12 protein-coding genes are annotated in these 13794 nt (G+C 75.8%); 3 read left to right on the top strand and 9 right to left on the bottom strand.

The features are described from left to right. Window positions 1-78 precede the first annotated feature (78 nt). Together AB0L40_RS21635 and AB0L40_RS21640 are read right to left on the bottom strand one after the other, a co-directional pair. Window positions 79-2313: a hypothetical protein gene (locus AB0L40_RS21635; protein WP_364359521.1), complete on the bottom strand. Its 2235-nt coding sequence runs from the start codon at window positions 2311-2313 to the stop codon at window positions 79-81. Between the two features lie 216 nt (window positions 2314-2529). After that, window positions 2530-3408 carry a DapH/DapD/GlmU-related protein gene (locus AB0L40_RS21640; RefSeq protein ID WP_364359524.1) on the bottom strand — a complete coding sequence of 293 codons (879 nt, stop codon included), beginning with the start codon at window positions 3406-3408 and terminating at the stop codon, window positions 2530-2532. Between the two features lie 65 nt (window positions 3409-3473). Here AB0L40_RS21640 and AB0L40_RS21645 point away from each other — a divergent pair, with 65 nt between their 5' ends. From AB0L40_RS21645 to AB0L40_RS21655, 3 genes are all read left to right on the top strand, one after another. Then, entirely contained in the window at window positions 3474-4574 is a 1101-nt protein-coding gene (locus AB0L40_RS21645; protein ID WP_364359527.1) for a Gfo/Idh/MocA family oxidoreductase, read from the top strand. A 55-nt stretch (window positions 4575-4629) separates the two neighbouring features. Beyond that, entirely contained in the window at window positions 4630-6027 is a 1398-nt protein-coding gene (locus AB0L40_RS21650) for a nucleotide sugar dehydrogenase (protein ID WP_364359530.1), read from the top strand. A 98-nt stretch (window positions 6028-6125) separates the two neighbouring features. Continuing rightward, window positions 6126-6929, top strand: coding sequence for a DUF6683 family protein (locus tag AB0L40_RS21655; RefSeq protein ID WP_364359533.1), 804 nt, complete (start codon window positions 6126-6128; stop codon window positions 6927-6929). A 41-nt stretch (window positions 6930-6970) separates the two neighbouring features. Here the strand turns inward: AB0L40_RS21655 and AB0L40_RS21660 are convergent, their stop codons facing one another. The 7 genes from AB0L40_RS21660 to AB0L40_RS21690 all read right to left on the bottom strand — a co-directional run. Next, a complete protein-coding gene (locus AB0L40_RS21660) occupies window positions 6971-8542 on the bottom strand; it encodes an oxidoreductase (protein WP_364359535.1) in 1572 nt (523 codons plus the stop codon). After that, window positions 8539-9438 (bottom strand): FAD:protein FMN transferase, encoded by a 900-nt coding sequence (locus AB0L40_RS21665; protein WP_364359538.1) that lies wholly within the window; start codon window positions 9436-9438, stop codon window positions 8539-8541. Before AB0L40_RS21665 ends, AB0L40_RS21660 begins: the two co-directional genes overlap by 4 nt. 4 nt (window positions 9439-9442) lie before the next feature. Then, entirely contained in the window at window positions 9443-9925 is a 483-nt protein-coding gene (locus AB0L40_RS21670; protein ID WP_364359541.1) for a hypothetical protein, read from the bottom strand. A gap of 214 nt (window positions 9926-10139) precedes the next feature. Continuing rightward, complete coding sequence (locus AB0L40_RS21675; protein ID WP_364359544.1) at window positions 10140-10577, bottom strand: DUF695 domain-containing protein; 438 nt, start codon at window positions 10575-10577, stop codon at window positions 10140-10142. A 66-nt stretch (window positions 10578-10643) separates the two neighbouring features. Next, complete coding sequence (locus AB0L40_RS21680; RefSeq protein WP_364359547.1) at window positions 10644-11939, bottom strand: MlaD family protein; 1296 nt, start codon at window positions 11937-11939, stop codon at window positions 10644-10646. Further along, complete coding sequence (locus AB0L40_RS21685; protein WP_364359550.1) at window positions 11936-13312, bottom strand: MlaD family protein; 1377 nt, start codon at window positions 13310-13312, stop codon at window positions 11936-11938. Before AB0L40_RS21685 ends, AB0L40_RS21680 begins: the two co-directional genes overlap by 4 nt. Then, window positions 13309-13794: hypothetical protein (locus AB0L40_RS21690; RefSeq protein WP_364359553.1), on the bottom strand; the 486-nt coding region annotated here is incomplete at its 5' end. The genes AB0L40_RS21690 and AB0L40_RS21685, both read right to left, overlap by 4 nt.

A 13794-nucleotide genomic window follows, 5' to 3' on the forward strand; every position in this document is an offset into this window, starting at 1 on the left:
ATGGCGGCCGCGCTGGCGCCGTCGCCCGCGGCGACCGTCGGCCTTGGCGACCGCCGGCCCCGGCGACGGTCCGCCGGCTCAGCGGCGGACCGCCACCGTCCCGCTCGAGGAGCCGCCGACGGTCCCGCTCGGCAGGACCACGCCGCCGTACCAGACGCGCACCACGCGGTCGCCCGGGTCCAGCCGGACCGTGCGGCGGAAGGTGCCGTCCGCGTTGACGTCCGTGCTGCCCGCGGCCTCCGGCGCCCCGCTCTTCGAGCGCTGCGTGACGAAGGTGACGCGCGCGTCCAGCGGCGCGCCCGTGATCCTCCCCGCGATCTTCACGGAGGACGACACCGTCCGCCGCTTCTTGCCCTTGCCGACGGTGCGGTCGCGGTGCGGGGCGAGGGCGCCCGCGACCTTGATCGTGATCTTCGCCTTGGGCGCCTTGGCCGCCCCGAGGAAGCGGTAGAGGTCGCCGCTGATCTGGTCCTGGACGACGACGCCGCCCCCGGCCGTCGCGTCCGCGAAGAGCGCGCTGCCGGCGCCCGGCGTCGGCACGGGGCGGAAGGACCTGCCGCCGTCGGTGGTCACCTGCACGCCGGAGTCGCCGGTGACCACGCCGTTGCGGGCGTCGTGGAACGCCGCCGTCTCGACCTTGGCGCCGTCGCCGAGCGGGATCGGTCGGGCGGCCGCCTTGAACGTCTTCCCGCCGTTGCGGGACGTCATGAGCCGGCCCGCGACGACGGCGGACGCGAACGTCCCGTCGACGAGCCGGATGTCGGTGATCCGGCCCGACAGGCGCGTGGCGGACCACCGGCGTCCGCCGTCGGTCGAGCGCACGTAGCGGCCACCGGACCAGAGGACGATGGTCTTCCCGCGCGCCGTGACGCCGGAGAACGAGCGGCCGGCCAGCGCGGACGCGGAGACCGGGACGACCGCGGGCGGCGCGCTCAGCAGCGCGACGCCGCGGCTGCCGGAGACGACGGGGACGTCGCCGGCGACGGCGATGGCCGTCGGCAGGATCGCCGAGGCGTCCGCGACGTCCTGCCACGCGCCGGAGACGAGCCGGTGGATCTTGCCGTCCTCCGTCAGGGCGACGGTGCCGCCGGGCGCGGCGACGGCCTGCTCGATCGGCGACGGGCCCGGGAGCCCCGAGTCGGAGAAGGTCTCGCCGTGGTCGGGCGAGACGGCGAAGCGGTCCCCGCGCAGGACGCCGAGCAGCCCGTCCCGGCCGAGGTCGCCGCCGGCCGTGGCGCCGGTGATGACCGGTGCGTAGGTCTGCCCGGCGTTCGTCGAGCGGACGAGCGCCGTCGCGGTCGGCAGGTCCAGCAGGCCGACGATCACGTTCGTGGCGGGCGCGTCGGACTGACGCGGCAGCCCCGGGACGGAGGCGCCGAAGCCCGCGTCGGTGTACCGCAGCCCCTGGTGGCGGGTGCTGACGCCCGGGTCGTCGATGTCGGCGACGCAGGTGCCGGCGGGGTCGCAGGCGATCCGCGGCACGTCGAGGTCCTTCGCGCCCGCGAGCTCCGGCGGGGTCGGCGCGTCGCGGCGGGTGAACGTCTTCCCCTGGTCGGTGGACCGCAGGACGGCGCCGCGGACGCCGAGCAGCACGTCGCCGCCGGCCCGCCGGGTCGGCACGCCGACGGAGGGCAGGGACGTCATCAGCGCGCCCCCGGCCGCCGGGAGCGGGATCGTCTTCCACGTGGCGCCGCCGTCCTCCGAGCGCCGCAGCGACTTGCCGTCCGGGTTCTGGAGGAGCGTCGCGGGGCCGAGCGCCACGACGAGCGGGGGCGTGTAGTTGATCTGCTGCGTCAGCGTGCCGGTGGGCTTCCACGTCAGCCCGCCGTCCGCAGTCGACCACAGCTTGCCGCTCGTCGTGGCGAACCCGTGGTCGGCGTCGGAGAACGCGAGCCCCGAGCCGGTGTTCGACGTGCAGTCCGGCAGGGTGACGACGGACCACGTGGCGCCGGCGTCGTCGGAGCGGCGGACCGAGCAGCGCGACTGGGCGATCAGGCGGGTGGGCGTCGGGGCGGCCGCGTCGGCGTTGCCGGCGGTCGGGAAGTCGAGCGTCCCCACGCGCTGCGTGCCGCCGACGTCGACGACGAACGGCTGCCGGGCGCCGGACTCGCCGTTGTGGACCCCGCGGATGGCGAAGATCGTCGTCCCGCTCGCCGCGATCACGGCGTCCGCGTCGATCCCGGGCGCCGGGCCGACGGCGTCCCAGCCCGGCCAGATCGTCGCCACCGGCGCGGCGCCGGCGGGGGCCGCGGCCGTCGCCAGCCCCGCGGTCGCCACCAACGTCGCCAACACCCCTGAACGGACGGCCTGCATGCGTGCTCCCTGGCTCTGGGGATCCCCGGGACGGGATCCTGGTGGCGAGCAGCCTAGCCGCACGGTCGACGGTGTGCACGGGATAGCGGCAGAGCGCCACGTCCGGGCGCGGGCGGCCGTCGGCCGGTGGGGCGTCGACCGACGGCCGCGGGACGACGGCACCGGTGGACGACCCGAACGGGGTGGCGGGCCCCGGCGCCGGGCGGCGGCGGGTGCTCAGCCCAGCAGGTCGTCCTCGGGCACCGGGCCCGCGTCCCGCGCCGGCACGCCGATGACGCGGCGACCCGGGGCGACGTCCTTGGTGACGACCGCGCCGGCGGCGACGAACGCGTCCGCGCCGATCTCGACGCCGGGGACGAGCACCGCGCGGCCGCCGATGCGGGCGCCGCGGCGGATCGTCGCGCCCTCCAGCGGCAGGGCGGGGGACTCGCCGTCGACGGCCGGCAGGGCGCGGCCCATGCGGTCGTCGTTGGTCGTCACGGCGCCGGGGCCGAGGAAGACGTGGTCCTCGACGACGCTGCGGGCGGTCACGTAGACGTCGGTCTGGATCGAGACGTGGTCGCCGACGGTGACGTCGCAGTCGACGGTCGAGCCGCGGCCGACGACGCTGTCGGAGCCGATCGTCGCGCGCTCGCGGACGAAGCTCTGGTCGCCGACGATCGTGCGGTGGCCGATCACCGCGGCGGCGTTGACGACGGCGCCGGCGCCGATCGTGGCGTCCTCGCCGACCCACAGCCCGGCGAGGGGCTCCGCCGACGCGGCCGCCGAGCCCACCCGCAGCCGGGGCGGCTTGCCGAGCACGGCGTGGTCGCCGACGACGGTGCCGGCGCCGATCGTCGTGTGCGGGTGGACGACCGCGTGCGCGCCGAGCTGCACGCCGGCGCCGAGCGTCACGTGGTGGTGGACGACCGCGTGGGAGCCGACGATCACGCGCTCGCCGACGACGCAGTGGGAGTCGACCAGCGCGTAGGGCGCCAGCCGGGCGCCGGTCGCGACGCGCGACTCGGCGCCGATGATCGAGCCGGCGCCGCCGACGGTCCCCGTCTCGGCGACCGCGCTGGGGTGCATGGATGCGCGGGGAGGACGTCGGGCCATGGACGGGAGGGTAGTGCGTGACCCGCGCACGCCGTCGGGACTGGGCCGCGACTAGGCTCCCTGCGGTGAGCGCCTCCGCGGACAGCCCACCGACGGCCCCCCTGCGGGGCGCGGTCGTCGGCCTCGGGATGATGGGCCGGCACCACGCCCGGATCCTGCAGACGTCGGGCGTGACGACCTTCGCCGGCGCCGTCGACCCGGAGGGCGACCGGCACGGCGCGGTCACCGACCCCGAGAAGGTCTTCCCGACGATCCGGCTGCTGCTCGAGCACGGGCGCCCGGACCTGGCGATCGTCGCCGTCCCGACCGAGGAGCACCTCGCCGCCGCGCTGGAGCTCGTCGCCGCCGGCGTCCACGTCCTCGTCGAGAAGCCGCTGGCCGAGACGCCCGAGCTCGCCCGGCAGCTGATCGACGCGGTCCGCGCCGCCGGCGTCCACGGCGCGGTCGGGCACGTGGAGCGGTGCAACCCGGCGCTGATCGAGCTGCGGCGCCGCACCCTGGGCGGGCAGCTCGGCCAGGTCTTCCACGTCGCCACCGAGCGCCTGGGGCCGTTCCCCGCGCGGATCCGCGACGTCGGCGTCGTCAAGGACCTCGCCACGCACGACCTCGACCTCGTCGGCTGGCTCGGCGGGGGTGGCGTCGTCACGCTCTCCGCGCAGACGCAGCACCGGATGAACCGGCCGCACGAGGACCTCGTCAACGTCGTCGGGCGGCTCGAGGGCGGCACGACGTTCACGACGATGGTCGACTGGCTCTCGCCCACGAAGGTCCGCCAGACCCGCGTGCTCGGCGAGAAGGGCATGCTCGTCGCCGACACCCTGACCGCCGACCTGACCTTCTACGCCAACGGCGAGGTCACCAGCGAGTGGGACAGCATGCGCTCGCTGCGCGGCGTGTCGGAGGGCGACGTCACCCGCTACGCCCTGTCCCGCCGCGAGCCCCTGCTGGTCGAGCTCGAGGGCTTCGTCGCGCTCGTCCGCGGCGAGGACGACCCGCAGGTCGTCACGCTGGAGGAGGGCCTCGCGGCGGTCGACCTGGCCGACGCGGTGCTGCGGAGCGCCCAGTCGCAGGAGACGGTCCACGTCCTGCCGAGGAGAGGGATCCCGCCCACCCCGGCGACCGGCGGCTCGGACGCGGCCGGCGACGCGGCGGGGGTGGCCCGATGAGCGCCGTCGCGATCCGGGCCCTCGATGGGCGGACGTCCACGACCGGAGCGGCCCGATGAAGGTCGTCGTCGTCGCGCTGGGCAAGATCGGCCTGCCGCTCGCCGCGTTCGCCGCGCTGAAGGGCCACGAGGTCGTCGGCTGCGACATCGACGAGCGCGTCGTCCGCCAGGTCAACGCCGCGCAGGAGCCGTTCCCCGGGGAGGGTGGCCTGGCCGACGCGCTGCGCGAGACCGTCGGCGACGGGCGCCTGACCGCCACGACCGACACCGTCGGGGCGATCGCCGCCGGCGCGGACCTGATCCTCGTCGTGCCGCCGCTGATCGTGGACGCGCAGGCACACCCGGAGTGGCGGGCGATCGACGCCGCGCTGGGCGACGTCGGCTCCGGTCTCAAGCGCGGGCAGGCCGAGCGCGGCACCGTCGCCGGCCCCGACGGCCTGCCGCCGAGCGTCGTCGTCGAGACCACGCTGCCGGTCGGCAGCACCCGCGGCCGCGTCGCGCAGCTGCTCGGCTTCACGAGCGGCCTCGCGGAGGGCACGGACTTCCACGCCGCTCACAGTCCCGAGCGCGTCTACAGCGGCCGGATCTTCCGGGACCTGGAGACGTACCCGAAGCTCGTCGGCGGCCTGGACCCGCTCGGCGAGGCCCGCACCGCGGAGCGCTACCGGCGGCTGCTGAACGGCGAGGAGGCCACCGATCCGGTGGCGCCCGAGAGCGACGCGCCCGCGCTGCGCCGCCCGGCGTCCGAGGCGATCGAGGTCCGCGAGCTCGGCGGCGCCGAGGCGGCCGAGCTGACGAAGCTCGCCGAGACGACGTACCGCGACCTCAACATCGCCTTCGCGAACGAGCTGGCCCGCCACGCCGACCGCATCGGCGTCGACGTCGACGGCGTGATCGACGCCGCCAACTCGCAGCCGTTCTCGCACATCCACCGGCCCGGCGTGGCCGTCGGCGGGCACTGCATCCCGGTCTACCCGCGCTTCTACCTCGAGGGCGACCCGACCGCGACGCTGCCCGCCGCGGCCCGCAAGGTCAACGAGGCGATGCCGGCCTACGCGGTCGACCTGCTCGCCGAGCTGCTCGGCGGCGGCCTGCGCGGCCGCCAGGTCGTGATCCTCGGCGCCGCCTACCGCGGCGACGTGAAGGAGACCGCGTTCAGCGGCGTCTTCGGGCTGCGCGACGCGCTCCAGGGCGCCGGGGCCACGGCCATCGTCTCGGACCCGCTCTACGGCGACGACGAGCTGCGCGAGCTCGGCCTCGAGCCGTGGGCCGGCGGCCCGGTCGACGGCGCGATCGTGCAGGCCGACCACGCGGCGTACCGCTCGCTCGTCCCGACGGACCTGCCCGGCGTCGACGCGGTGGTCGACGGCCGCGGCGTCCTCGACGTCGACGGCTGGCGCGCCGAGGGCGTCCTCGTCCGGCGGATCGGCCGCGACGCGGTGCGGCCGGACTGACCCACGGGGGCGGTGGGGCCATCCCGCGGGACGGGGCGCAAGCACCGCTGTGGCCCGGGGCGGTGCGGCTACGATGGCCCGACACGACCGCGGGACGGGTGAGGACCATCAGACGACCGATCACGATGCTGGCGGGCATGCTGGCCGCCGCGGCCACGCTGCCGGGGGTGGCGTCGGCCGAGCTCTACAACCCGACGACGATGGAGAGCTTCCCGACGAGCTACTACTACCCGCCGCCGGCGCCGTCGTACGACCCGCCGCCGATGGTCTTCCCGCCGCTGTCGACGAGCACGTCGTCCCCGAGCGGCGGGAGCTCGGGCCCGAAGAGCCGCCCGCGGCCGACGCGGGAGGAACGGATCCTGGGCTACCACCGCTCGTCGCGGATCAGCCGCGACGGCAACCGGCAGCTCGCGGCGCTCTTCCTGAAGCGCCTCGGCAAGCGGCAGTTCGATCGCGCCGGCTTCCTGCGCGAGTCGAACAAGGGGACGTTCCGCACGGCGTACCGCGGGCTGGTCTCCCCGCTCGGCTGGTCGGACACCGACGTCGCCGACGCGCTCGCCGCCTACACGATCTCGTCGTACATGATCGTCCACGGCGTCACCGAGCTGACCCTCGACGAGCGCATCGGCGCGCAGGCGGTCGTGGCGTCGCTGCGCAAGAAGCTGCTCGCCAACCGGAAGATGCGCCGGACGTCGGCGCGCGGCAAGCAGCTGATGACCGAACGGCTGAGCACGTTCACGGTGATCCAGCTGGCGCAGTTCGCGGGCGGCGACGCCGCGAGCCGGGCGTCCCAGGCGGAGGCCGCGCGAACGGCGGGGCTGAAGACGTTCAAGGGCGACCTCTCGCTGGTCACGATCGGGCTGAAGGGCTTCGAGCCGCGCACCGCGGACAGCGGCCGCTGACGGCGGCCGCCGCGGGACGACCGTCGTCGCCCCGCGACCGGTCAGTAACCGGCGAAGTGGTCGGTCCGCACCCGGCGGACCCCGAGGCGGCGCAGCGCACCGCGGACCGCGTCGACCATCGCCGGAGGCCCGGAGACGTAGCCGTGGCGGCGCCGGGCGTCGGGGACGGACCGCTCGAGCACGTCGGCGGTCAGGCGGTCGGCGGCGACGTGCGTCCATCCGGCGGGCAGGTCGGTCGGCCGGTCCGGGCCGACGAGCACGACCGGAACGCCCGTGGCGGCGAGCTCGTCGCGGTACGGGATGCCCTCACCCGCGGTCACGCCGTAGACGAGGACGACGTCGCGGGGACCGGAGGCCGTCCGCTCCGCGCCCGCGACCGACGCCTCGGCCCGCAGCTGGCTGACGAACGGCGTGACGCCGATCCCGCCGGCGACGAGCAGCAACGGCGTCGAGCGATCGCGCGGGAGCAGGAAGTCCCCGGCGACCGTCGTCGCGGTCACCACGGTGCCCGGCTCCAGGGCCGCGAGGGCGCCCTTGAACGAGCTGCCGCGCTCGGGCGCCTCGCGGACGCCGAAGGCGATCTCGCCCGCCGGCGCCGACGCGATCGTGAAGACCCGGCGCACCCCGCGGCGGTCGGCCCCGCGGTGCGGCAGCGCCAGCTCGGCGTACTGGCCGGCGGAGAACCCGACGGGCCGGAGCGGCTCGAAGGCGTACTCGGCGGTCGTCGGCCCGAGCGCCCGGCGGCCGACGAAGCGCAGCCGCACGCCGCTGCGGCGCGTGACGGCGAACGCGGCCACGTTGCCGAGGACGAGCGCCAGCTCCGGCGTCATGGTCACGGACCCGGCGTGCATCGGCACCGCGAAGAGCACCCCGACGAAGACCGCCAGGGCGAGCTGCTGGTAGCGGCGGCCGGGGAGCGTCAGCGGCTCGCTGAGCATGAAGGCCACGAGGAAGAGGATGGGGTAGGACTGCAGCGCCGTCTGGAGCGCGTCGCCGGTGGACTGGCCGGCGTCGCCCAGGCGGATCGTGATGATCGCCGTGCTGACGACGACGAAGACGGCGGCCATCGGCAGCCGGCGCGTCCGGTACAGGACGAGCAGGCCGGCGACCACGACGTAGGGCAGGAGCTCCTTGCCGCCGATCCACCAGACCGACGCGTTCATCTGCGTGATGCCGACGAAGACCGCGCCGGCGGCCGCGGGGTTCAGCAGGTGCCGCCCGCGGTAGGCGATCACGTACTTCGACAGCGTCGCGACGGTCGCGGCGACGGCGAGGTCCAGCAGGTCGCCGGCGGCGGACGACGGGCAGAAGACGAAGAACAGCAGGAGGCCGGTGATCACGGCCGACTCGCCGTGCGGCGACACGCGGAACAACGGCGCGACGATGCGGTTGGTGACGTAGCTGACGCCGACGGCGACGCACGCGCTGGCCAGGAGCTCGGACGGCTCGTAGCTCAGCGTGCCGGTGATCGACATCACCAGCGCGACGAGCGCGAGCGCGCCGAGCAGCGACGAGACCAGGCGGTACATGGTCACGCGGCCGAGGGTGCGGTCCAGCGGGGCGAGGGCGGCGCCCAGGCGGACGGACGGGAGGGTGGTGGCGATGGTGCTCACGAGAAGAGCTCCCCGGGGAGGTCGGCGGTGCGCTGGGCGTGGCCGTCCGCGAGGAGGCGCACGCCGGAGTAGGCGACGTGGCGGTGCAGCTCGCCCGGCGAGGCGAAGAAGAGGGCGGTGGCGAGGCCGTCGGCCTCCATCGCCGTGGGGCCGATCGCCCACGTCGCGACGACCTCGCGGGTCGGCTCGCCGTCGCGGGCGTCGAGGACGTGGTGGCGGTCGCCGGCCCACGCGCGGCGGTTGACGGCGGAGGCGGCGATCGCGCCGCCGTGCAGCTCGACGACGCCGATCGCCTGCGTCGGGTCGGCGGGGTGCTCGAGCGCGACGCGCAGCGCGTCCGGCCCGGTCGTGCGCAGGTCCCCGCCGGCGTCGACGACGTGGTCGCCGATCCCGTGGGCGGTCAGCAGCTCCGACACGAGGTCGACGAGCTGGCCCTTGCCCGCCGCGCCGACGTCGATCACGACGGGGGCGTGGACGAGCAGCGCGTCGCCGTCCGGGCGCATCGTCGCGTCCCACGCGGGGACCTCGACGGCGCCCGGCGCCGGGCGGAGCGCGTAGTCCGCGCCGTAGCCGTGGTGCTCGAGGGCACCGCCGACCAGCGGGCTGACGGCGCCGCCGGTGAGGTCGTGCAGGCGCCGGTAGAGCCCGAGCAGCGCCCCGGCCTCCGGCGGCATCGCGTAGCGCCCGGCGCTGCGGGAGATCTCCGCCACCAGCGAGTCGTCGCGGAAGCGCGACCACGTGCGGTCGTAGCGGTCGATCAGCGCGTGCACCGCCGGCGCCACGGCGTGCAGCGGCACGGGCGCGTCGATGCGCCACGTCGTCCCGATCGCCTCGAAGTCGAGGTGGTGCCGGGGGCCGGTGCCGGGCACCGGGGCCCGGGGTGCGGGGACGGACACGGTGCTACGACTTGGCGTCGGTCTTGATCGTGTCCAGCGCGGCGTTGAAGCCGCCGCTGGTCAGGGACGAGCCCGCGACCTTCGAGACGTTCAGCGAGTCGATGCTCTTGCCGACGACGACGGCGCCGATGCCGTCCTTGAACTCGCCCTGGAAACGCTTGCCGTTGGGGTCCGTGGCCTTCGGGGTGACGGTGACGGCGCTGATCGTGCCGCCCTTCAGCGTCACCGAGACGCCGATCGACTCGGTGCCGCCGGGCGACTGGTACGAGCCCTCGGCTTGGTAGGTCCCGTCCTTGTAGCCGGCGCTCGTGGCGCCGGAGGCGGTGCTCGCGGTGGTGCCGGCGTCCGCGGCGGTGGTCGTGGCGGCGGCGTCCGAGGACGCGGCGGTGGAGGTGTCGTCGTCGCTGCTGCCGCAGCCGGCGAGGACGCCGGCGGCGGCGACGGTGGTGAGGCCGGTGGCGATCCAACGGGTGCGTACGGAGGTCATGGGTCTCGGGGTTCTCGGCGGTCGGGAGGAGTGGGAGGGCCGTGGTCACGAACGATCGCGCGTCCGGCTCAGAACTGGCTGGGAATAGGACCAAGGTCCGTATAAGGCCTCCGTCAGGGGTGTGACGCGCACCCGCTGGGCGGCGCGCCGTGGGGAGCGGCCGGGCCGCCCTGCGTGATGCGCGAGGCGCCGGCGCGGCCCGCCGGTCGCGGCCTCAGCGCACGAGGTCGCGGTAGAGCGCCCAGCGCGGGTCGCGCTCGGCGTAGACCTGCAGCTGCGCCTCGGGGAACGCGTCCCCGACCTCCCGGCAGCGCAGCAGCGCGGCGCTCGGGGCCCGGCTGTAGAAGACGAACTCGTGGTACCGCGGCGGAGCGCTGAGGACGAGGGCGAGCACGCTCTCGCGGCCCCGCTCGCACGCGGCGACGAGCGCGTCCTCCAGCCGCTGCAGCACGATCGGGGGCAAGCCCTCGCCCAGGACGGTCGCGCCCACCCGGTGCGGGTAGTCGGGGTGGCCCATCACGCGGTCCAGCGCGACGTTGCGGCGGACCTGAAACGGCTTGCCGTCGGGGTCGGTGGCCATGCCCGCGGTGAACGTGGCGCGGGCGGGGATCGGGGTGCCCGGCGGCACGGACCTGCGCTTGAAGAACGGCACGATCGGGCCGGGGAGTCTGCCAGGCCCGGGACCGGCCGGCTCCGGCTGCAAGGCGTCGTCCGCGCCCTACGGCGACGGCGGCGGGACCGTGGGCAGCAGCCGCTCGAAGTCCCCCGCCTTGAACGGCTGCGGGTTCGTCGCGTCGTTCGGGGGCGTGTACGCGTTGTTGGGGATGTCCGCCTTCTGCCCGAGCAGCGTGGCGGGGTCGATGAAGATGAAGAAGCGCGCCCAGCGGCCCTTGTCGTCGCCGTTGGTGCCGATCGCGGCGGTGTTCGAGAACCACGACGCGACGGTCTTCTTCCGCGGCTCGAGCCAGCGGGCGATCGTGGCGGCGTTGCCGAGGGCGGGCTTCGCGGCCCGCGCGGCCGGGCCGGCGGCGTCCAGCAGCGCCGGGGCCGCGTTCAGCACGGGCGAGGCGGCACGCTCGAGCTTCCGGCCGCCCCGCAGGATCGCGTCGACGTCGCCGGCGGTCGCCGGCACCGCGGCGGCTGCGGCGGCGAGGTCGGGGCTCGCGGCGCGCAGGTCGCGGACGACCGGCGTGGCCTCGGCGATCAGCGGCCGGGCGGCGCCCAACGTGGAGCGGGCGGAGGAGAGGAGCTTCGGGGCCTCCTCGACGGTGGCGCGCAGCGCGGTGTCGCGGGCGCCGACGGCGTCCAGCGTGCGCCGGCCGTTCACGACGAGCGCGCGGACGCGGCCGTCGCGCGCGGCGAGCTCGGACACGACGCGGCCGCCGTCCCCGACGATCGTCGCGATGTCGCCGGCCTGGTCCTGCAGCAGCGTCGTCAGCTCGTGGAGCCCGTCGACGCTCGCCCGCAGGCCGGTCACGGCGCCGGCGACCTGGTCCTTCGTGCGCGGCGACGCGGTGGCCTCGCCGAACGTGCCCAGCGCGCGCTGGAGGTGCTTCCGCGTCGGGGCGTCGAGCGCCTCCAGGGCCTCGTCGACCTCGACCGCGGGGCGGACGGCCGACGCGCGAAGCGTGGTGCCGGAGCGCAGCGGCCTCCCGCTCGTCGGCCCCGGGGTGAGGTCGACGTAGGCCTCGCCGAGCGCGGTCTTCGTCCCGACCCGCAGCGCGGTGCCCTGCCGCAGCCGGACGTGCTCGCCGTCGAGGACGAGCTTCAGCGCTGCGCGGCCGCCACGCCGGCTGACCTGCTGGACGTGGCCGACGAGGACGCCGTTGAGCCGCACGTCGGAGCGGACGCTCAGGCCCTGGGTGTCGGGGACCTGCGCGCGCAGCTCGAACGGGTTCCCGGTGCGGACCGTCGGGCCGCCGAAGCGCGCGGAGAAGAACAGGAACAGCGCGACCCCGACGACGACGAAGAGGACGAGCAGCGCGGCGCCGCCGCGGGGGACGTGGCGGTTCACGGGCGGGCCTTCGCCTTCGTCTTCAGGAGCTCGTCGGTGGCGTGCTGCAGGCCCGGCACGAGGAACGGCAGCAGGCACGCGAACGCGTTGGTCTTGCAGACCTGGGCCGCGGCGCCGACCACGGCGGTGGCGGCCTTCGCGCGCTCGGTCGGCGAACCGCCGAAGCCGAAGTTCTTCGGGTTGAACGGCTCGAAGAACCCGAGGCCGCGCAGCAGCGTGCCGTTCTGGTCGGCGGTCGAGAAGATCCCGCTGAAGCGCTCGCCGAGCAGGCCGATGCCGTCCTTGTTGCGGTTGATGTCCGTGACGATCGAGCCGGTGCGGACGGTCGTCGGCCGGAGCACCGGAACGGCGGCCTGCGCGGCCTGCAGCGTGTCGTCCAGAGCGCCGGCCGGCTCCGCCGACGCGTTCGCGGTCTTCCCCGCCTCGCCCAGCAGCCCGTCGATGCCCGGCAGCGCGTCCTTGACGGTCCGCAGCGTGTCGGGCAGCTCGCCGACGGTCGGGCGCAGCGCCGCGAGCGTCGGGTCCAGGTGGTCGCCGAGCTTCCGGACGGACGCGAGGGCCGCGCGGGTCTGCGCGAGCGTGCCGGGCAGCGCCTGCACCGTGGCGCGCACGTCCGCGGCGCCGTCGCCGGTCACGCCGAGGACCTGGCGCGCGGCCACGATCGTCCTGCGCAGCTCGGTGCCGCGGCGACCGGTGGCGGAGAACAGCACGTCGAGGTCGCGGACGAGGCGGGTCAGCGTGGTCCGGCGCTTCGCGAGCTTGCCGGTGACCGACGTCGCGGACGCCGACAGCGGCTCCAGCGAGCGCATCGCGCGGCGCAGCTCCTGCCCCCGCGCGTCGCCGCCGACCCCGCGGTCGAGCTCGCCGACCAGCAGCTGCAGCCAGGTGCGGGTGTCGGCGTCCAGGGTCGAGACGACGCGGCTGAACGGCACGCTGGCGTTCGTGGCGTCCGCGCCGAGGCGGTCGCCGGCCCTCAGGGCCCGGCCGCTGCGCGGGCCGGGGGTCAGCTCGACGACGAGGTCGCCGAGCTGGGAGCGCGGACGAACGGTCGCCGTCGCGCCCGCGTGGAGCTTGCCGGCGGTGTCGTCGTCGAGCCGCAGCCGCAGGACGGCGCGGCCGTCCCGATGGGCGATCCCGACGACGCGCCCGGAATCGACGCCCGCGATCGTGACCGTCGCGTCGTCGCCGGCCTTGATGCCGCCGGCGTCTCGGAAGGTCGCCTCGACGACGTAGCCCTTGCCCGCGAACGGGCCGACCTTGTTGACGGAGAGGACGACGCCGACGAGCAGCAGCCCGATGACGACCAGACCGATGAGCAGCGTGCGGCCGAGCGGCGGCAGCGCGCCGCCGGCGGTGCGGGACGTGCGCCTCACGGCGTGCAGAGCTCCTGGCTCGCGAGGAACGCGGCGATCGGGGCCCCGAGGGCCTGCACGTCGGAGCACGGCGGAACGGGGATGCCGATGCCGGTGATGAAGCGGATCCCGAAGCGCATGAAGTGCCCGTCGCCCTGCTGCAGGGGGCTGTTCGACGGCGGCTGGAACGCGCGGGACGCGCCGCCGCCGCCGGCGAACATGTTCAGGAACGCGACGTACGACGGCAGCTTCAGCGTCGGCGTGGGCTTGGCCAGCGCCGGCAGCAGCGAGGAGTCGAGGCGGTCGATGGTCGGGCGGGCGTCGGCGATCAGGCCGCGGGCCTCCGGGGAGATCGCGGCGGCGCGGTCCAGGACGGAGCGCAGGCTCGCGGTCAGCGGGGTCGCGACCGTGGCGACCCGGCCGGCACGCCGCAGGACCGGCCGCGCCGCGTTCACGGTCGGGGCGACGGCCGGCAGCGCGGGCCGCAGGTCGTCGACGAACGC

This window comes from Patulibacter sp. NPDC049589 (assembly GCF_040675535.1).
Classification (GTDB): domain Bacteria; phylum Actinomycetota; class Thermoleophilia; order Solirubrobacterales; family Solirubrobacteraceae; genus Patulibacter.

Excerpts from the sequence above, each read along its gene's own strand:
- AB0L40_RS21635 (WP_364359521.1), bottom strand. The coding sequence starts at position 2,313 with ATGCAGGCCGTCCGTTCAGGGGTGTTGGCGACGTTGGTGGCGACCGCG.
- AB0L40_RS21640 (WP_364359524.1), bottom strand. The coding sequence starts at position 3,408 with ATGGCCCGACGTCCTCCCCGCGCATCCATGCACCCCAGCGCGGTCGCC.
- AB0L40_RS21650 (WP_364359530.1), top strand. The coding sequence starts at position 4,630 with ATGAAGGTCGTCGTCGTCGCGCTGGGCAAGATCGGCCTGCCGCTCGCC.
- AB0L40_RS21670 (WP_364359541.1), bottom strand. The coding sequence starts at position 9,925 with ATGACCTCCGTACGCACCCGTTGGATCGCCACCGGCCTCACCACCGTC.